This is a genomic window from Bradyrhizobium sp. AS23.2 (assembly GCF_001908185.1).
Taxonomy (GTDB): domain Bacteria; phylum Pseudomonadota; class Alphaproteobacteria; order Rhizobiales; family Xanthobacteraceae; genus Bradyrhizobium.
In genome coordinates, this window is sequence record NZ_LGHM01000100.1 from 1 (window position 1) to 17,993 (window position 17,993).

At 63.9% G+C, this 17,993-nt stretch carries 20 protein-coding genes and 2 pseudogenes; 18 read left to right on the forward strand and 4 right to left on the reverse strand.

Features of this window, described 5'->3' with window-relative positions; translation table 11 throughout:
* Positions 1-614 precede the first annotated feature (614 nt).
* The 4 genes and pseudogenes from AC630_RS21485 to AC630_RS21500 form a co-directional block, all read right to left on the reverse strand.
* Positions 615-1,262, reverse strand: coding sequence for a MarR family winged helix-turn-helix transcriptional regulator (locus AC630_RS21485; protein ID WP_074120467.1), 648 nt, complete (start codon positions 1,260-1,262; stop codon positions 615-617).
* A gap of 848 nt (positions 1,263-2,110) precedes the next feature.
* Entirely contained in the window at positions 2,111-3,436 is a 1,326-nt protein-coding gene (gene fliI / locus AC630_RS21490) for a flagellar protein export ATPase FliI (RefSeq protein ID WP_074120468.1), read from the reverse strand.
* 36 nt (positions 3,437-3,472) lie between these two features.
* Positions 3,473-4,202 (reverse strand): annotated as a pseudogene (gene flgF / locus AC630_RS21495) (flagellar basal-body rod protein FlgF).
* A 3-nt stretch (positions 4,203-4,205) separates the two neighbouring features.
* Entirely contained in the window at positions 4,206-4,994 is a 789-nt protein-coding gene (locus tag AC630_RS21500; RefSeq protein WP_074120469.1) for a DUF1217 domain-containing protein, read from the reverse strand.
* 142 nt (positions 4,995-5,136) lie between these two features.
* On the opposite strand from AC630_RS21500, the gene motA reads away from it, so the two are divergent.
* The 18 genes and pseudogenes from motA to AC630_RS21590 all read left to right on the forward strand — a co-directional run.
* Positions 5,137-6,033 carry a flagellar motor stator protein MotA gene (gene motA, locus AC630_RS21505; RefSeq protein ID WP_074120470.1) on the forward strand — a complete coding sequence of 299 codons (897 nt, stop codon included), beginning with the start codon at positions 5,137-5,139 and terminating at the stop codon, positions 6,031-6,033.
* Positions 6,030-6,971 carry a flagellar motor switch protein FliM gene (locus AC630_RS21510; protein ID WP_074120471.1) on the forward strand — a complete coding sequence of 314 codons (942 nt, stop codon included), beginning with the start codon at positions 6,030-6,032 and terminating at the stop codon, positions 6,969-6,971. The genes motA and AC630_RS21510 overlap by 4 nt, the downstream gene beginning before the upstream one ends.
* Positions 6,952-7,266, forward strand: coding sequence for a hypothetical protein (locus AC630_RS21515; protein WP_074120472.1), 315 nt, complete (start codon positions 6,952-6,954; stop codon positions 7,264-7,266). The genes AC630_RS21510 and AC630_RS21515 overlap by 20 nt, the downstream gene beginning before the upstream one ends.
* Positions 7,267-7,342: 76 nt before the next feature.
* Positions 7,343-7,732, forward strand: a complete 390-nt coding sequence (gene fliN, locus AC630_RS21520) for a flagellar motor switch protein FliN (RefSeq protein WP_074120473.1) — start codon at positions 7,343-7,345, stop codon at positions 7,730-7,732.
* A 2-nt stretch (positions 7,733-7,734) separates the two neighbouring features.
* Entirely contained in the window at positions 7,735-8,775 is a 1,041-nt protein-coding gene (locus tag AC630_RS21525) for a flagellar motor switch protein FliG (RefSeq protein WP_074120474.1), read from the forward strand.
* A gap of 13 nt (positions 8,776-8,788) precedes the next feature.
* Positions 8,789-9,874 (forward strand): flagellar biosynthesis protein FlhB, encoded by a 1,086-nt coding sequence (flhB, locus tag AC630_RS21530; protein WP_074120475.1) that lies wholly within the window; start codon positions 8,789-8,791, stop codon positions 9,872-9,874.
* Positions 9,875-9,960: 86 nt separating this feature from the next.
* Positions 9,961-10,341 (forward strand): flagellar basal body rod protein FlgB, encoded by a 381-nt coding sequence (gene flgB, locus AC630_RS21535; RefSeq protein ID WP_074120476.1) that lies wholly within the window; start codon positions 9,961-9,963, stop codon positions 10,339-10,341.
* Positions 10,342-10,352: 11 nt separating this feature from the next.
* Positions 10,353-10,769 (forward strand): flagellar basal body rod protein FlgC, encoded by a 417-nt coding sequence (flgC, locus tag AC630_RS21540; RefSeq protein ID WP_074120477.1) that lies wholly within the window; start codon positions 10,353-10,355, stop codon positions 10,767-10,769.
* A gap of 2 nt (positions 10,770-10,771) precedes the next feature.
* Positions 10,772-11,101, forward strand: coding sequence for a flagellar hook-basal body complex protein FliE (gene fliE, locus AC630_RS21545; RefSeq protein WP_074120478.1), 330 nt, complete (start codon positions 10,772-10,774; stop codon positions 11,099-11,101).
* 17 nt (positions 11,102-11,118) lie between these two features.
* A complete protein-coding gene (gene flgG, locus AC630_RS21550; protein WP_074120479.1) occupies positions 11,119-11,907 on the forward strand; it encodes a flagellar basal-body rod protein FlgG in 789 nt (262 codons plus the stop codon).
* 13 nt (positions 11,908-11,920) lie between these two features.
* Positions 11,921-12,397, forward strand: coding sequence for a flagellar basal body P-ring formation chaperone FlgA (gene flgA / locus AC630_RS21555; protein WP_074120480.1), 477 nt, complete (start codon positions 11,921-11,923; stop codon positions 12,395-12,397).
* Entirely contained in the window at positions 12,394-13,524 is a 1,131-nt protein-coding gene (gene flgI / locus AC630_RS21560; RefSeq protein WP_074120481.1) for a flagellar basal body P-ring protein FlgI, read from the forward strand. The genes flgA and flgI overlap by 4 nt, the downstream gene beginning before the upstream one ends.
* A gap of 67 nt (positions 13,525-13,591) precedes the next feature.
* A pseudogene (locus AC630_RS21565) lies at positions 13,592-14,360 on the forward strand (MotE family protein).
* On the forward strand, positions 14,361-15,056 hold the full coding sequence (gene flgH / locus AC630_RS21570; protein ID WP_074120482.1) for a flagellar basal body L-ring protein FlgH: 696 nt from the start codon (positions 14,361-14,363) through the stop codon (positions 15,054-15,056).
* A 42-nt stretch (positions 15,057-15,098) separates the two neighbouring features.
* Positions 15,099-15,542: a flagellar basal body-associated FliL family protein gene (locus AC630_RS21575; protein ID WP_074120483.1), complete on the forward strand. Its 444-nt coding sequence runs from the start codon at positions 15,099-15,101 to the stop codon at positions 15,540-15,542.
* On the forward strand, positions 15,539-16,279 hold the full coding sequence (gene fliP, locus AC630_RS21580) for a flagellar type III secretion system pore protein FliP (protein WP_074120484.1): 741 nt from the start codon (positions 15,539-15,541) through the stop codon (positions 16,277-16,279). Before AC630_RS21575 ends, fliP begins: the two co-directional genes overlap by 4 nt.
* 255 nt (positions 16,280-16,534) lie before the next feature.
* A complete protein-coding gene (locus AC630_RS21585; RefSeq protein ID WP_074120485.1) occupies positions 16,535-17,440 on the forward strand; it encodes a flagellin N-terminal helical domain-containing protein in 906 nt (301 codons plus the stop codon).
* Between the two features lie 268 nt (positions 17,441-17,708).
* Positions 17,709-17,993 (forward strand): flagellin N-terminal helical domain-containing protein (locus AC630_RS21590; protein WP_502691527.1); only part of this gene is annotated, 285 nt, incomplete at its 3' end.

Here is a 17,993-nt window from a genome sequence, read left to right on the forward strand (position 1 = left end):
GAGAGCACGGCATAAGCCGTCAGACCACTGCGCAGGGAAGGCCGTGTGTTGGGCTTCACCTGTATGCTGCTGTGCGGTCTCCTTGCGCTACATCTTCGCGCAGCGGACCGCGGGTGCTAGCCGGCACCCGGCCTTCCCTGCGCCCTCTTGATTGATAGGGGGAGCGACGAAGCAAAGCTCGGGCGAAATGCGCCGCGAGGATGCGAAGGTGTGTCTGCGAGTTGAGATGCGCGTTGGAGAAGGTGGTGCCGAACCTCGCTCCGTCATTGCGAGCGCAGCGAAGCAATCCAGCCGTTGCCGCGGCGGGAGTCTGGATTGCTTCGCTGCGCTCGCAATGACGATGTGGAAGCAGCATGCGACAAACTCCCGCTCGTGCCCCGGACGCAGCGCAGCGCCACCCTGGCGATGCGAAGCATCGTCCAGCGGGCGGTGCGCTGCAGAGCCGGGGCCCATGTCGCCGCATTGTACGGTGTCGCTATCTGGGTCCCGGCTCTGCGCAGCAACGCCGTAAGCGCGTTTACGCGCGTCTTCGACGCGCTATGGCGTTGCTGCGCGTCCGGGACACGAGAGACGCGGCGACTGTTGCGTATGCAGTCAGGCTGCGAACCTTCGACTCACCCCTGGCTCGCCACGCGTACGCGGTCGAGATGCTCCTCGATCTTCGAGCGGTCGCGGGTGCGCTCGAAACTGGTGCAAAGCAGTTCGGTTTCCTCGAGCGAGATCGGGGCGCGATACAGCCGGCACATGAATTCGGCGGTCGTGCGTCCCTTCGCGCTGCCCGGACCGGAGCTGGGGCTGCGTTCGGCGAGAAACATGCAGTCCCGGCAGATGCTGGCATCAAGGCGCTGATGGGCCGCGTCGAGGTGATTGAGGATCTCCCGCAGCGAGTCGCGCAGCTTGATGCACTCATCGGTCCCGAGTGCCGTGACCGCATTCACCACGTGATTGATCGGATCGTGCTGGTTCAGGCATTTCTCGCCCTGCGCGGTGACGTGGAGCACGACGGAGCGCTTGTCTTCGTGCGACGGCTTTCGCGCCAGGAAGGACTTGCTCTCCAGCGTCTTTACGATCTGCGATGCCGTCGCCCTGGTGGAGCCGATGAAGCCGGCGAGCGCGGAGGGCGTGCGCGAAAACCTGTTGGCGCGGCCAAGAAAGCGCAGGGCCATCCATTCGCGATCGCGCAATCCATGCTGATTGCCTTCGAAATACCAGGACCTCGCCGCCTGAATCAGCAGCTCGACGGCTTCTCGTGCCAACGGCATGGATCTACCTCGCCCCCAGGACTTCGTCTGCGGCGGCCCGAAGCCGCCTTGCGCCCTGACTCGCGAATCTTTCGAGAGACGTCAGACAATCGGAGGTGTCCGATGAGTACGCTGTGCCCAACTCTTGCTCGAAGGCACGGGCTGCAACGCACCCGATTCGGATCAATGGGCGTCGGGTCGTCCGGAGCGGGAGGCTGCGTCGCTCACGGCATACCAAACGCGTCGTCGCAGCACGGGAGCCCGAGTTGCCGCCACCAGCGGACGATGGATCGGAGATGTTCAACCGAAGCCCCTGAGTTCAAGTCACAAGCAGAAGTTTCTTATGTTCCGTCGAAACGATGAATGAGCTTCTCAACAAAAGCAAGTAGAGACGTCCCGGAGACGGGTGTCACTGCTGACGACTGTAGCGTTCAAGACAATCTCGCGCTTCGGAACACATGATAGTGAACGCAAGACGCAGTGTAACAAGGCATTTGCACGCAACTATGCTGCGGTGGATTGCACGCATGTCGGGGTCCGTCGTTGATGGAAATTGATGGAAGCTTGTGAGTGGTGACGGTGTGCATCGGCATGTCATCCACAACTTGTGCGATCGGTCAGAGAATCGCCAAGGGAATTCGTAAGGATTGCACGCGGCGGTTGTTGCGGCAATGGCCGCGAAAAGCCTCCGATCGGGCCGCTTTCGCCGCGCTGCCCGATCTTCAACCAAATGGTTGATCCGCTCACGACGGAAGGCGGCTGGCAGCGACGGTGCGCGTGCACCGGAAGCCTGGCGGCATGCGTGATCGGCTGTCGCGATCATGAGCAAGGCGAGATCGCGGGCACGCCTCGCGCGCCGTCTCACCCTGCTAATCGCCCCTGAGCATGTCCCTCAGCTCGCGGAACGGGTCGGCGCTTGGCGGGGCTGAGGCGTCTTGTCGCATGGCGCCGTAGATTCTCGGGACCATGTCGACCGCCTGGTCGAGGCCGGAATCGCGCCCGGCCTGGTATCCGCCCATCAGGCGAAGGTCGCGCGTGTCCTCGTATTTGGCGATCATGGTGCGCAGCTTGCTCACCAGCTCGCGCTCCTCGGGGTCCCAGACATTATGGGCGAGGCGGGAGACCGAGGCCAGCACGTCGACGGCCGGATAACGCGCCTGGTCGGCGATGTGCCGGCTGAGCACGATGTGCCCGTCGAGCGTGCTGCGGATGGTGTCGGCGATCGGCTCGTTGTGATCGTCGCCGTCGACCAGCACGGAGAATATCCCGGTGATCGTCCCGGATCCCTCCTCGCCGGGGCCGGCGCGCTCCAGAAGGCGCGGCAGGTCGGTGAAGACCGTCGGCGCGTAGCCGCGCGCGACCGCGGGCTCCCCGGCGGCAAGGGCGACCTCGCGGGCGGCGTGAGCGAAACGGGTGATCGAATCGACCACGAGCAGGACCGATTCGCCGCGGTCGCGGAAATATTCGGCGACCGCCATTGCAGTCTTCGGCGCCAGTCGCCGCATCATCGGGCTTTCATCTCCCGTCGATACGATTGTGACGGCGCGGTTGCGGTTGGCGCCGAGCACGTCCTCGATGAATTCGCGCACCTCGCGGCCGCGTTCGCCGACGAGCGCCAGCACGACGGTGTCAAAACCCTGGCTGCGGGCCAGCATCGCAAGCAGCGTCGACTTGCCGACGCCGGAGCCGGCAAAAATGCCGACGCGCTGGCCGGCGCAGATCGGGGCGAACAAATCGATGACGCGCACGCCGGTGCGTAGCGGCTTGTGGACGCGCGCGCGCTTCATGGCCGAAGGCGCCTCGGCCTCCGCCGATACCGCCCGCGATCCCGGAGTGAGGGGGCCCTGACCGTCCAACGGCGCGCCGAGCGCGTTGATGACGCGGCCCTTCCAGCTCGGATCCGGCGCGAAGGACAAGGGCGGCATCCGGTAGGCGACCGAGCCGAGACCGCCGGCGAATTGCCGGTCAAACGGCTTGGCGATGATGCCCTCGCTGTCGATCCGCACGACCTCGCCGATCTGGGGCCTGCCGCCGGAGTTGACGCCGATCAGTTCACCAAGCCTGACGAAGCGCGACAGGCCGGAGACGCGGAAATGCGTCGGCGCGATCTCCGAGATCGCGCCGCTAACGCTTGCCAGGGGAGTGCTCTGCTGAAGCTCCAGCAGCGCCCACTCGAGTTGCCGAAGAGCGTTCAAGGAAACCGTCCACCTTCAATGCGCGCGAGGCGCAGTCTACTTGCCGGGCTCGCCCAGCGTCCGGATTGCGTTCTGGAGCGAGCTCTCGGTGCCTTCAATCATCGAATTGGTGCCGTCGAAGGCGCGCGAGGCCGAGATCAGCCGCGTCAATTCGAGCATCGGATTGGCGCCGGAGCCCTCGACATAGCCCTGCTTGAAGCCGTCGCGGGAGAAGTCGGCGATGGCGGTCGCCGGCCGGTCGGGCGTGACGCCGGAATTGCCGTAGCGCTCGAGATTGGCGTTCGCGGGAATGTTGAACAGGCCAATGGAGCCGATCTCGTTGTTGTCCTGGGTGATCGCGCCGCTGCGCGCGATCGAGATCGGTCCACCGTTCGGGTCAATCGTGATCTGTGCGCCACCGGCATCGATGACGGGGAAGCCGGACACGGTCTGAAGATCGCCGTTGGGGGCGATCTGGAGGCGGCCGTCGCGCGTATAGACCGTGCCGTTCGGGCCGGCGAAGGCGATCCAGCCCTGTCCGACCACGGCGACGTCGAGCGGGTTGCCGCTCTCGGTGATGCTGCCGGTCTCGCGCGAGATGATGTTATCGCCGGGCGAGGAGAAGGCGACCGGGTTCGCGCCGGCCTTGGACAGTACCGTCTCGAACTTCACAACGTCCGTGCGGAACCCCCCCCGTGTTGACGTTGGCGACGTTGTTGGCGATCGTCTGGAGGCGCTTTTCGAGGGCGACCTGCGCCGACAATCCCACATAGAGAGCCGATTGCATGACTTACTTTCCGAACCGGATGGACTGAAGTTTCGAGAGCATGTCGGTATCCATGCTGGTCATCGACGACGCTCCGCCGATCAGGACCAGCGCGGGGTTGGTCGAGTTGTCGCTCTGGGCCTGGGTCGCATCCCACATGGCCGCGAAGCGCTGTACGAATTTGGTCACCTTGGTCGGGTCCTGGAAATCGGTGAGCTTGATCTTGTTCGTGATCATCTTGGCCTGGGCGTCGATATCGGCCGAGCTGATGGTCGCCGGCAGGCCGAGCGCCGTCTGGACCACTTGCGTCAGCGCCTTGTCCGCGAGGATCTGGTAGGCGGTAGTGACCGTAGAGGCCTTGCGCGTGAAATAGAGTGCCAGCCGAAGACCCTCGTTCTGGTCGCCGGCCTTCTCCTCCATCGTCTGCGTGACGTATTGCATCGCCGTGCCGGTCGTGGCCGCGGCAGTTTGGGTCGCTTTGCTGCCGAGGGCAGCGAAATTGAAGGCGGCGGCGAATTGCCGGTAGCGGGTGTCGGTCAGCTTGTTGGCGAAGGTTTTGTTGTTGGCGATACCCTCGGTCAGCACCTTGCGCATGAACGCCTTGGCGTAGGTCATGTCGCTGAGGCCATAGGCCTTCATCGCGTAGGAGTAGAGGCGATAGTCCTTCAGGAAATCGTCGATGGTCTTCACGTTACCGATATGGCTAAGGAAATAATCGGTCTCGCGGCTGACATCGGGCTCCTTCGCGACCTGCGTCAGCGACTTGCCCATGTCCTTGGTTAGTCTGGTGTAGTCCGCGATCGTGGATAGCATGACACGCGCCCCTCTGGTCGCCGTTGTGACATCATCGCAAGCTGCCGCGAATTGCTTGCGTGAGGCTGGCGACCGGGAAGCCAGCTTCGCGCAAGCGTCGCCGACTAAATGTTCCCGCTGGGATCGGCGATGGAGCGGCGCGTTGGGCAGTTTCGTGGGGATTGCAATCACGGTGGCGGCACTGCTTGGCGGATTTGCCGCCATGGGCGGGCATCTGGCCGTGCTCATGCAGCCGTGGGAATTCGTGATCATCATGGGCACCGCGGTCGGCACCTTCATCGTGGCCAATCCGTGGAAAACGGTGGTCGACACCGGGGTTGCCTGCATGCAGGCCGTCACCGGCGCGGTGCCGGGCGAGCGCTATTATCTCGATCTGCTCGGGGCGCTCCATGCCCTGATGCGCGAATTGCGGGGCAAGGGGCGCAACGAGGTCGAGGCGCATATCGACGATCCCGCGTCCTCCGAGATCTTCAAGGCGTTCCCGAGCGTGCTCGGCGACCCACCGCTGCTCCAGTTCATCTGCGACTATGTCCGCCTCATCATCATGGGCAATGCGCGCACGCACGAGATCGAAGCGTTGATGGACGAAGAGATCCACACCATCGTGAAGGCCAAGCTTGCGCCCTACAACTCGATGGTGGTCGTGTCCGAGGCGCTGCCGGCGCTCGGCATCGTCGCCGCCGTGCTCGGCGTCATCAAGGCGATGGGCGCGCTCGACCAGTCGCCGAAGCTGCTGGGCGGCTTCATCGGCGCCGCGCTCGTCGGCACTTTCGCCGGCATCTTCATGTCCTACGGTGTCCTTTCGCCCTTCGCGCTGAAGATCAAGATGACCCGCGAGAAGCGCTGCCGGCCCTACATCATCGTCAAGCAGACGCTGCTGGCCTTCATGAATGGCGCCATGCCGCAGATCGCCGTCGAGCACGGCCGCAAGATGATCGCGAGCACCGAGCGGCCCTCGATCGACGTCGTCGAGAACGAGACGATCGCAGGTCCGAAGGCCGTCGTCACTGAGGCCGAACCCAAGGCTGCACGCGCATGATGATGGAAGACGCCGAAGTCGATCAGCGGAAGCAGCTGCCGAACTATTTGCTGGACGCGGCCGGCATATCGATCGAACGTATGCCGATGCTCAATGTGATCTTCGATCGCATGGCGGCATCGTGCACGGACAGCCTGCAGCCGATGGCCGGAACGCCCTGCTACTTCTCCGTCAACGGCATCACCAACGATCGCGTCGGCGACATCATCAAGGACTACGAAGCCAACGCGGTCGCCGCGGTGCTCTATTGCGAGCAGTGGGACTCCCGCGTCATCATCATGCTCGACCGCGATTTCGTGTTCACGATGGTGGAGGCGATGTTCGGCTCCGACGGCGCCGAACCGCCGCTCGACGTCGAGCGCTCCTTCTCCAACATCGAGATTCGCCTGGTCCAGGCGCTGTTCGAGCGGTTCGCCAAGGCGCTGCAATCCGCATTCGCCGGCACTTCCAACGTCACCTTCCGCGTGGAGCGGGTCGAGACCGCGATGGCTTCGCTGGCCATCGGGCGCAGCGGCAACATGTCGATCTGCGCGAACATCATGTTGCAGGCGCTCTATCGCGGCGGCCAGATGTTCCTCATCATTCCGCACTCCGCGCTCAATCCGCTGCGGCAGAAGCTCGCGCATGTCGTCGTCAGCGACGGTCGCGCGGCCGATCCGCGCTGGCGCGAGCAGATGGAGAGCGAGGTTCACCGAACCGAGGTGACGCTGAGCGCGGTGCTCGACGAGAAGATGATATCTCTCGATGACGTCGTGAAGTTCCACGTCGGGCAGGTCCTCGAGCTCGAAGCCACGCCGCGCACGCTGGCCCGTCTCGAAAGCAACAATCAGGTGTTGTTCTGGTGCCAGATCGGTCAGCTTGACGGCTATTACGCCATGCAGGTGGCCGATCCCGTCGATCAGAAGCGGGAGTTCGTCGATGATATCCTATCTCGTTGATGCCGTGCTGCTGATTGCGCTCGCCTTCACCAGCATGCGGGTGACCAGGATGCACCGCGAGCTGGCGCGGTTGCGCAGCTATCAGGGCGAATTCTCGAACATCGTCCACGAGACGGCAGGCGCGTTCGACACGGTGGTCACTGCAGCGCACGATTCAACCGCAAATCTCGGAAGGCTCGCCAGCGTGCTGAGCACGAAGATCGATCAGGCCCATGAGGCGATCGCGGCGCTCGACGCGCGGAGCGGGCTCGCATCCGCCGCGACCGCTGGCGGCGCCGATACGAACAAGCATTGAAGCCGAGGCTGGCGGAATAAGTACGATCGGAACGTCGCGGCGCTCCGGGAGCGGAAATACCAAGAGGCGATATCAAATGGCGCAATCCTTCGACTATGAGTCTACCGCTCGAGCATCGGCTTCCGACGAGGAGCATTCTGAATCATCTCCGCTGGAGCGGCTGGCCGAGATCGCCGCACGCACGGCGGAGGAGACAGGCAAGTTCGCCAATGTCGATGCCATCCTGCGCATTCCCGTCACCATGCAGGTGGTGCTCGGTTCGGCGACCATTCCGGTCGCGAATTTGATGAAGCTCGGTCGCGGCGCGGTGGTTCCGCTGGATCACCGCGTCGGCGAGCCCGTCGACGTCGTGGTCAACGGCCGCGTCGTTGCTCGCGGCGAAGTGGTCGTCGTCGAAGAGGACAATTCCCGCTTCGGCGTCTCGCTCACCGAGATCGTCGGGCCGTTGGGGCAAGGTGATACCTGACCATGGCGGCACAGGTCGGCATCGCCCCCATCAAGCAGCGAGGCGTTGCCACGCTGGGCGGAACGGAAAAGGTCGCGGCGCTTCTGCTGGCTATGGGCCGGCAGGCGGCCGCGAGCGTGCTGCAGCAGTTCGAGCCGCAGGAAATTCGCATCGTCACCAAGGCCGCGGCAGAGCTGCGGCCGATCACGGCGCAGGAGCTGGAGGCGATCGTCGAGGAGTTTGCCCAGCAGTTCTCTACGGGTGCCAACATTCTCGGCACGCTCGGCGGTCTGGAGGCCGTGCTTGGCGACGTGCTTCCCGCCGAACAGGTCTCGGCGATCATGTCGGACCTGCTGGGCAATTCAAGCCGGTCGGTGTGGGACCGCGTCTCGTCGGTCTCTGAAAACTCGCTCGCAAGCTATCTCTCGAAGGAGCATCCGCAGACCGCGGCGCTCATCCTGTCCAAGGTCAAGCCGGCCTGTGCCGCCAAGGTCATGAGCCAGCTGCCCTCGAGCCTGCGCAATGAGCTGATGCGGCGCGTGCTCAGCCTCAAGCCGATCGCCGACGACGCCATGAGGGTCCTCGAGAAGACGCTGCACGAGGATTTGACGCTGAACTTCGCCCGCAACCTCGGCGCGGACACCTATGCCCGTGTCGCGGACATCATCAACAAGATGGAGCGCGGCCACATCGAGGACATGCTGAAGAGCCTGTCGGAGAAGCGGCCGAAGTCTGCCGAAGTGCTGAAGGAACTGCTGTTCACCTTCGACGACGTTGTTAACCTGACGCCGAAGGCGCGCACCATGATCTTCGACCAGGTGCCGACCGATCGCATCGTCGTCGCGCTGAAGGGGACCGACAAGCATTTCCGCGAACTGATCCTGTCTTCGGTCGCCTCGCGCGTCCGCCGCGTCGTCGAGCACGAACTCGCCATCGGCGAGCCGTCGAACCAGCGCGACGTGCTGGAGGCGCGGCGCGTGATCACCGACCTCGCCCTCGACCTCGCGGAGAAGGGTGAAATCGAGCTCAACCCCGAGCAGGAGGATGAGCTGGTCTTCCGCTGACCGCTGAACGGGCATGGCAGAATCATCCGATCAGGAGAGCAAAACAGAAGAGCCGACCGAGAAGAAAGTCCGCGATTCGCTCGAACAGGGCAAAATTCCGGTCTCTCGGGAGGCTTCCATCTTCGCCTCGATGGCGGCGCTGATGGTGATCCAGGCATTCCTGATCGGCCAGGGCGTGCAGCAATTGACGCCGACCCTGACGAGCTTCCTCGACGACCCCGCGGGCTTCCCGCTGAGCACCGGGACGGACGTGCAAAACCTTCTCACGGAAGTAGGCCTCCAGGCGCTGCGATTCCTGGTACCCCTGGTCGTCATCCTGGCAGTGTTCGGGCTGGCTTCGTCGCTTCTACAAAATGCGCCGCGTCTGGTGCTGGAACGCATCAAGCCGGATTTATCGCGAATCTCTCCGATCGGCGGCTGGACCCGACTGTTCGGGTCGCAGGGCCTCGTGGAGTTCGCAAAGTCGCTGTTCAAGCTCGTCTCGGTGACGGCTGTCGTCGTCTTCGTGCTGCGCTCGTCGGAAGCGAAGGCGTTCGAGGCGATGTACACCGATCCGGTCGCGCTGCCGGAGATGATTCTCAACATCGCGATGCGGATCGTCTCGGCGATCTGTATTGCGACCATCGTCCTGGTCGCGATCGATCTTGCCTGGGCGCGCTTCCACTGGCGTCGCCAGCTGCGCATGACGCGACAGGAGATCAAGGACGAGCACAAGCAGGCCGAGGGCGATCCGCTGGTCAAGGCGCGCCTGCGTTCGCTGGCGCGCGATCGCTCGCGGCAGCGGATGATCGCCTCAGCATCGCGCGCGACGCTGGTGATCGCGAACCCCACGCACTTTGCGATCGCGCTGCGCTACAAGCGTGAGGAAAACCCAGCGCCGCTCGTCGTGGCGAAGGGCATGGACGTGATCGCGCTGAAGATCCGCGAGGTCGCCGAGCAGAACAGAATTCCGGTGATCGAGAACAAGGCACTGGCGCGCGCGCTCTACGAGGCAGTTCAGGTCGATCAGGTGATTCCGGCGGAATTCTTCCGGCCCGTAGCCGAGATCATCTACTTCCTCCAGTCGAAGCAGGCGCCGCGGCCCGAAAAGGTTCAGTAGTTTTCCGAGGACGGCGCTCTCGCGCATCAGCCTGACGAAAGCTTGCGCCCCTAAGCTTCTCTCGAATTGACCAGAATGGGGCTGTCGTGGGACCGCTTTATCTTTTCGAACTCGCATCGTCGCAGGCGCGCTGGCTCGAGGTTCGCCAGTCGACCATCGCGACCAACGTCGCGAACGCCAATACGCCGGGCTTCAAGGCGCGCGACGTCGAGCCCTTCAACAAGGTGCTCGACGGCATGCCGGTCAGGCTCGCGACGACATCGCCCTCGCACATGCAGCTTTCCCCGGCCGAGACCGACACGCGGGCGACCGCCAAGAAGGACAGCTGGGAGGTGGTTCACTCCGGCAACTCCGTCAGCCTCGAGCAGGAGATGATCAAGGGTAGCGACGTCAGTCGCGACTATTCGATGAATTCGGCGGTCGTGCGGTCGTTTCACCGCATGCTGCTGTCGAGCGCAAAGACCTGAGGTGAACTGACATGCTGGACTCACTGCAAGCTTCATTGACGGTTGCGAGCTCCGGGCTCGAGGCGCAGTCGACTCGCATGCGCATCGTCTCGGAAAACCTAGCGAACGCGACGTCGACGGGGCGTGCCGCCGGCGCCGATCCGTATCAGCGCAAGACGATCACCTTCGACGCCGCAATGGATCGTGCCTCGGGCGCGCAGCTTGCGAAGGTCAAGGAGATCGGGGTCGACACCACACCGTATCGCGTCGAGTACGATCCGGGGCATCCCGCCGCTGACAAGGCCGGCTACGTCAAGCTGCCGAACGTGAACATGATGATCGAGATGGCCGACATGCGGGAAGTCAATCGGTCCTATGAAGCCAATCTCCAGGTCGTGAAACAGGTGAGGTCGATGCTGGGCATGACCATCGACCTTCTGAGGAGCTGACAATGCTTGAGGCGATTTCATCCACCGCGATTTCCGCTGGACAGGCGGCGTCCCGCGCGACCGAGGCGCAGGCCATCTCGCCCGCGGCTCCGACCGCGATCCAGTCAACCGACGACGTCGGCTTCGAATCGGTGATGAAGCAGGTGACGACGGACGCGATCGGGACGCTGAAGGCGGGCGAGGCGGCGTCGATCTCAGCGATGCAGGGCAAGGAATCGACGCGGCGCGTCGTGGAGGCGCTGATGTCGGCCGAGCAGGCCCTGCAGACGGCGGTCGCGGTTCGCGACAAGGTCGTGCAGGCCTATCAAGAAGTCGTTCGGATGTCGATTTGATCTGAAGGAGTGACGCTGTGAAATCGCTCGCCATTGCGGCTACGGGCATGAATGCCCAGCAGACCAACATCGAAGTCATCGCGAACAACATCGCTAATATCAACTCGACGTCGTACAAGCGTGCGCGCGCGGAATTCACCGATCTGTTCTATCAGATGGACCGCATGCAAGGCGTCGCGAACGTCAACGGCTCGTCGCCGATTCCGGAAGGCGCCAATCTTGGCCTTGGCGTCAAGTCGGCGGCCATCCGCAAGCTGCACATCCAGGGCGCACTCACGCAGACCGGAAATCCTTACGACCTGGCGATCAACGGCCGCGGCTGGTTTCAGATATTGGGCCCGAACAACGAGGTGCAATACACCCGCGCGGGCTCGTTCAACACCAATGCCAACAGCCAGCTCGTCACGATCGACGGCTATCTGCTCGATCCGGCAATCACGGTGCCGCAGGGAACGGTTCAGGTCACGGTCAACAAGACCGGCCAGGTGTTTGCCAAGCTGGACACGGAAGTGAACCCGCGGCAGATCGGCCAGCTCAACCTCGCGAACTTCGCCAACGAAGCGGGCCTCGAACCGCTGGGTGGCAATCTCTATCGCGAGACGACGGCGTCCGGCACGCCAGTCGTCGGGCTCCCGGGGGATGCGGGGTATGGCCAGATCAACCAGCAATATCTCGAAGCCTCGAACGTTGATCCCGTCAAGGAAATTACCGAGTTGATCTCGGCTCAGCGTGCCTATGAAATGAATGCCAAGGTCATCCAGGCTTCGGATGAAATGGCCCAGACGGTCTCGAAGGGCATGCGCTAGTTCCGGTGTCTCGATGTTGAACAGGGTGGGCTTGATGGTGCGCGGGCTGGCCGCCGTGCTGCTGGTTCTCGTCTCGGCGCAGGTCGCTGCGGCCGAGGAAAAGCGGCTTCCCGTGCCGGCCGTATCGATCCGCGCCGGCGAGCTGATCCGGGACGACATGATCACGGAGCGCGCGTTCGCACCGAATCTGCTCGGCGTCGCCATGTTCATCGAAGGACGCCAGGTCCTGGTCGGCCGCATGGCACGGCGCACGCTGCTGCCGGGCCAGCCGATCCCGACCAACTCTGTGGAAGATCCCTGGACCGTCGCCCGTGGCGCGATGGTCAAGGTCGTGGTGGAAGATAGTGGCCTGTCGATCGTCACTTACGGCTCGGCGATGCAGTCCGGCGCGCCCGGCGCGCTCATCCCGGTGCGAAACACCGACACTGGCGTGATCATCAGGGGCGTCGTCCAGGCGGACGGCACCGTCAAGGTCGTGGACGGGTCATGACCAGAGTCCTGCTTGCGCTCCTCCTCATCGTTTCCGCCGCCAGCGCCCAGGCCGCTGTCCGCATCAAGGACATCGCGGATATCAAGGGACTGCGCGAAAACCAGATCGTCGGCTATGGCCTCGTCATCGGCCTGAACGGCACCGGCGACACGCTTCGCAATGCTCCGTTCACGGAGCAGTCCCTGCAATCGATGCTCGAGAACATGGGCATCAACGTCAGGAACGAGACCACGAGCACCAACAATCCCCCGCGTCCGACGACGCTGCGCACACGCAACGTCGCCGCCGTGATGGTGACTGCGGACCTGCTGCCTTCAATCGGGGCGGGCGAGCGCATGGACGTGACCGTGTCGTCGCTCGGTGATGCGACCTCGCTGCTCGGCGGCACCCTGGTGATGACGTCGCTGCGCGCGGCCGACGGTGCGGTCTACGCGGTGGCGCAAGGGGCGGTTACGGTTGCCGGCTACAGTGTCGGAGGTCAGGCTCAGAGCGTCAGCCAGGGGACGCCGACCGCTGGGCGCATTCCGAACGGCGCGCTGGTCGAGCGTGAGGTGAAGGGAAGTCTCCACGAGATGGAGTTCCTGGTGCTGGAGCTCAAGAATCCCGACTTCGTCACGGCGACGCGAATCCTGGACGCCATCAACCGCTTCGCCGGCGGCCGCTATCGCGCGCAGATCGCCTTCGAGCGCGACCACCGCACCATCGTGCTGTCGAAGCCGCGCCACATCGGCCCGGTCCGCTTCCTTGCCGAAATCGGTGAGCTGACGGTCGAACCGGATACGCCGGCGCGGGTGGTGATCAACGAGCGCACCGGCACGGTGGTCATCGGGCGCGACGTGCGGATATCGACCGTTGCGGTGACGCACGGCAATCTCACGGTCCGCGTCACCGAGCTTCCCGTGGTGTCGCAGCCGGCGCCGTTCTCGCTAGGGCAGACGGTGGTCGTTCCCCAGACCGTCGTCGAAGCCAACGAGGCCGGATCGCAGGTGGCGATCCTCAGCGGCGTCGATCTCCAGCGGCTGGTGCGCGGGCTGAACCAGATCGGCCTGAAGCCGTCCGGCATCATCGCGATCCTTCAGGCGATCAAGACGGCCGGCGCACTCCAGGCCGATGTCATCGTGCAATGATGCGCAAGCGTCGTGCAAGCATGGTCGCTCAATGCTCAGGTCTCGACCGAGAATCGCACGCGGCCCGATGCTGAAACTGGATCACAAAGCCAAACTCCTCCTCCTCGCGGTGTCCGTGCTCGCGAGCACGTCGCCCGTGCTGGCGCTGGATGATGCGAAGCCGTCGAAGCCGCTCAACCTGCTCTCATTCGCCCGCGCGGCCGGACCGCAGAAGCCGCGCACGGCGGCCACGCCAATCCCGGGCGACAATGCGTCCATCCGGGCGACGGCATGGGCGGCTGAAGACTCCGGACTCGCGGTCACCGGCGCGGTGGCCGCCTCCGAGCCGCCTGCACCGGCGCCAGCGCCCGCACCTGCGACCGTACGCCCTGCCAAGCCCGGCAGCGTCACGGCGCCGCCGAAGCCCGCGCCGCCCCGTGGCCGCTGCGCCCGCAGACGGCGACGTCGCCCTGTTCTGTAGCAACGTGGCCGACCCTGCCGTCGATGCAAGGCTGGCCTGGCAGCTGAAGGAGCTGGAGAAGGCCGAGAACCAGCTACGCGAGCGGATCGCGGAGGTCGAGGCCAAGCGTGCCGAATACGAGAAGTGGATGGCGCTGCGCGACGACTTCCTGAAGAAGGCCGAAGCGAGTGTCGTCGAGATCTATTCGCGCATGAAACCGGACGCTGCGGCCACCCAGATCGCCGGCATGGCGGACGAGACCGCCGCCGCCGTGCTCGCCAAGCTCAGCCCGAGGAATTCGAGCGCAATCTTCAACGAGATGGATACGGCACGCGCGGCGCACCTCGCCGATCTGCTTGGCGGCATGCGTCGTGTGGATGACGGAAAGACCAAGTAGATGAAGAAGCCGATCCTCATCCTGTCGCTCCTGTTGCTTGCCGGGTGTTCCCACGATACGGCCGAGATCCTGTACGGCCCGAAATTGTCGCCCGTGGGCAGCGGCCTGAGGACGCCGACCGAGCCGATCCCGGTGTCGCCCCGCACGCACACGCCGGTCAGTTACCGTTCGACCTGGGACGACGGCACCGATCTTTACCGCGATCCCCGCGCCCGGCGCGTTGGCGACGTCGTGACAGTGATCATCTCGATGCAGGACAAGGCCAAGCTCGACAACAAGACCGGCCGCTCGCGCGATTCGCAGATCAAGTTCGGGCTGGACTGGCTGATGGACGTGGCGGGATGGCAGGACAAGGGCCAGACCTCCGCCAACCTCAACACCAACACCCAGATCAAGGGCAACGGCCAGATCGATCGCACCGAGGACATCAAGCTGTCCATCGCCGCCATCGTCACCGACGTGTTGCCGAACGGCAATATGATGATCAGCGGCTCGCAGGAGTTCGGTGTCAACACGGAGATGCGCGTGCTCAACGTCGGCGGCATCGTGCGTCCACGCGACATCTCGCGGACCAACACGATCTCCTACGAGAAGATCGCCGAGGCGCGCGTTTCCTATGGCGGTCGCGGAAATCTGTCTGACGTGCAGCAGCCTGGATGGGGACATCGGATCTATGACGCCGTGGCACCATTCTGAGATGCGCACCGGCCTGGCCGCGACGCGAGGGCAGGGGACGTCATGCGCCTGATTGCGGCCATCGTGGCGCTGACCCTGGTCGCGATCGGTGCGGGCGCGATTGCCGGCCTGCACCTGTTTGCGGCTGCCCAGCGCGTCGCCGACGCGAAGAATAGCGCCACGCCCCCGCCCATTGCCTCGAGCTACGCCGGCAGCGCGCGGCTGAGAAAACTGTCCCCGATTGTGACCAATCTCGCCGCGCCGGCCAACAACTGGGCCCGCGTCGAGGCCTCCATGGTGACCGAGAGCATGAGCGACGAGGATGCCGGCATCCTGGCCGCTCACATCAGCGAGGACATCGTGACTTACCTGCGGTCGGCGTCGGTTGCGCAGTTCGAGGGATCGCGCGGGCTCCAGCATCTGCGCGACGACCTGGCCGAGCGCGCAACTATCCGCTCGTCGGGCAAGGTCCGCGAACTGATCATTGAGACGTTGGTGATCCAGTGAGAGTGAAAGTCCTGCTGCTGGCGCTGGTTCTGGTCGTGCTGCCAGAGGTAGCACTCGCCCAGATTCCGGATCTCAACTCGCTGCTGCCGCCCGGCAACGGCTCGACCAGCGGCCGCATCATCCAGATGATGGCGCTGATCACGGTGCTGTCGGTGGCGCCGGGGCTGCTCATCATGGTGACGAGCTTCACGCGGTTTGCGGTGTCGCTGTCGTTCCTGCGCTCCGGCCTTGGCCTCCAGACCACGCCGGCCAATCTGGTGCTGATCAGCCTGGCGCTGTTCATGACCTTCTATGTGATGGCGCCGACCTTCGACCGCGCCTGGGAAACCGGCGTCCAGCCTCTCATGAAGAATGAGATCTCGGAGGAGGAGGCCTATCTGAAGATCACCGATCCGTTCCGCGAGTTCATGCTGGCCCATGTCCGCGACAAGGATCTCCAGACCTTCGAGGCGCTCGCCGCGGAAAGCTTTCGCAAGAAGTTCGACGACAAGCGCATCGACCTGCGCGTCATCATTCCGGCCTTCATGATCTCGGAGCTCAGGCGTTCGTTCGAGATCGGATTCCTCATCATCCTGCCGTTCCTCGTCATCGACATGATCGTGGCGACGCTGACCATGTCGATGGGCATGATGATGATGCCGCCAACGATCATCGCGCTGCCGTTTAAGATGCTGTTCTTCGTGCTGATCGACGGCTGGAACCTGCTCGCCTCCGGACTGGTGCGGTCGTTCTCGTAAGGGCCGCGATCGCCGGCCGGCCGGCCGTTAAGGTTAGCGAGAATGGTTAGCGCCAAGTAATCTTAACCATATGATTTTACTACGAAATTTCTAGCGGTCTTAATCCGAAAGCAAGATTCGGCGTGCTAGCAATGCGTCACGGCGGGTTGGACCCCACCCATATCAGTCCAAAGGCATGATGCCGCCCCTCCGTACCGGTGAAAGCCCGGTATGTCCCAAGTGAAAATGTAACGCGTACATAAAGGGACATTCGCAATGTCAAGCCTGCTTACGAACTCGACCGCCATGACCGCACTCCAGACCCTGCGGTCTGTGAGCTCGCAACTCTCCACCACGCAGACCCGGATCTCCACCGGCCAGCGCGTCTCGACCGCGTCGGACAACGCCGCCTACTGGTCGATCGCGACGTCGATGCGCGCCGACAACGCAGCGCTCTCCGCCGTCTCCGACTCGCTCGGTCTGTCGGCTGCGACCGTCGACACCGAATATACCGCTCTGACCTCGGTTGTGGGCGACAAGACCGGCGGCCTGACCAAGCTCCAGTCGCTGCTCGTCGAAGCCAAGACCGCTGGTATCGACCGCACCAAGATCCAGGCCGACATCACCCAGATCCAGCAGCAGATGAAGGGCACGGCCGATGCGGCGACCTTCAACGGCGTGAACTGGCTGAGCACGACCGCGACCACGCCGGCGACCTTCGACCTGGTGTCGTCGTTCTCTCGCGTTGGCGGCACGCCCACCGTCGGCAAAATCACCCTGACGACCGCCAACTACTCGCTCTACACCGCGACCCAGGGCGGTATCCTGGACAAGGTCAGTGGCGCTGCGTCGGTCGACACGATCAACATCGCGGCGCTGACCGACTCTGCGGCTGACCAGACCACGCTCGATGGCTACATCGCGCAGGTCACCGGTGCGATTAACTCGGTGGCTTCGGCCGCCGCCGATCTCGGCGCCGTCAAGAACCGTATCTCGACCAACACGGACTTCGTGAAGTCGCTGATGGACTCGGTGGATCGCGGCATCGGCCAGCTCGTCGACGCCGACATGAACCAGGAGTCCACCCGCCTGTCGGCCCTCCAGGTCCAGCAGCAGCTCGGCGTGCAGGCGCTTTCGATCGCCAACAACAGCAGCCAGAGCATCCTGTCGCTGTTCCGCTAAGCCTTAAACCATCTGGGGAGGGCCGCGCTTCTCGCGAAGCGCGGCCCTTTCGTTTGGCGTGACGTCGCGCGCACGCCGTAATTTCGGCTGCCCTGTTGCTGAGAGAGCACAGAGCCACAAGCCTCGCACAAGCTTCGTGCGCTAACCTCTCCGTTACGACAGGTTGGGCCCGCTTTTTCGCAGCCCAAAGGCATGACGCCGCCCTGTCGTACCGGTGCAAGCCCGGTATGTCCCCAAACTCAATTCAATCTTCAAAGGGACATCAAAAATGGGTTCTAGTCTCCTCACCAACTCCTCAGCGATGACCGCGCTCCAGACCCTCCGGAATGTGAGCTCGCAACTCGCCACCACGCAGAACCGGATCTCGACCGGCCAGCGCGTCTCGACCGCTTCGGACAACGCCGCCTACTGGTCGATCGCAACGTCGATGCGCGCCGACAACGCCGCGCTCTCCGCTGTCTCCGACTCGCTCGGTCTGTCGGCTGCGACCGTCGACACCGAATACACCGCTCTGACCTCGGTTGTGGGCGACAAGACCGGCGGCCTGACCAAG

What these genes read in the sequence shown, in the direction of transcription:
- flgI (WP_074120481.1), top strand. Translation starts at nt 12,394, where the DNA reads ATGACCAGAGTCCTGCTTGCGCTCCTCCTCATCGTTTCCGCCGCCAGC.
- flhB (WP_074120475.1), top strand. Translation starts at nt 8,789, where the DNA reads ATGGCAGAATCATCCGATCAGGAGAGCAAAACAGAAGAGCCGACCGAG.
- flgA (WP_074120480.1), top strand. Translation starts at nt 11,921, where the DNA reads ATGTTGAACAGGGTGGGCTTGATGGTGCGCGGGCTGGCCGCCGTGCTG.
- fliN (WP_074120473.1), top strand. Translation starts at nt 7,343, where the DNA reads ATGGCGCAATCCTTCGACTATGAGTCTACCGCTCGAGCATCGGCTTCC.
- AC630_RS21510 (WP_074120471.1), top strand. Translation starts at nt 6,030, where the DNA reads ATGATGATGGAAGACGCCGAAGTCGATCAGCGGAAGCAGCTGCCGAAC.
- AC630_RS21515 (WP_074120472.1), top strand. Translation starts at nt 6,952, where the DNA reads ATGATATCCTATCTCGTTGATGCCGTGCTGCTGATTGCGCTCGCCTTC.
- fliE (WP_074120478.1), top strand. Translation starts at nt 10,772, where the DNA reads ATGCTTGAGGCGATTTCATCCACCGCGATTTCCGCTGGACAGGCGGCG.
- flgH (WP_074120482.1), top strand. Translation starts at nt 14,361, where the DNA reads ATGAAGAAGCCGATCCTCATCCTGTCGCTCCTGTTGCTTGCCGGGTGT.
- flgC (WP_074120477.1), top strand. Translation starts at nt 10,353, where the DNA reads ATGCTGGACTCACTGCAAGCTTCATTGACGGTTGCGAGCTCCGGGCTC.
- AC630_RS21500 (WP_074120469.1), bottom strand. Translation starts at nt 4,994, where the DNA reads ATGCTATCCACGATCGCGGACTACACCAGACTAACCAAGGACATGGGC.
- AC630_RS21525 (WP_074120474.1), top strand. Translation starts at nt 7,735, where the DNA reads ATGGCGGCACAGGTCGGCATCGCCCCCATCAAGCAGCGAGGCGTTGCC.
- AC630_RS21485 (WP_074120467.1), bottom strand. Translation starts at nt 1,262, where the DNA reads ATGCCGTTGGCACGAGAAGCCGTCGAGCTGCTGATTCAGGCGGCGAGG.
- AC630_RS21585 (WP_074120485.1), top strand. Translation starts at nt 16,535, where the DNA reads ATGTCAAGCCTGCTTACGAACTCGACCGCCATGACCGCACTCCAGACC.
- AC630_RS21575 (WP_074120483.1), top strand. Translation starts at nt 15,099, where the DNA reads ATGCGCCTGATTGCGGCCATCGTGGCGCTGACCCTGGTCGCGATCGGT.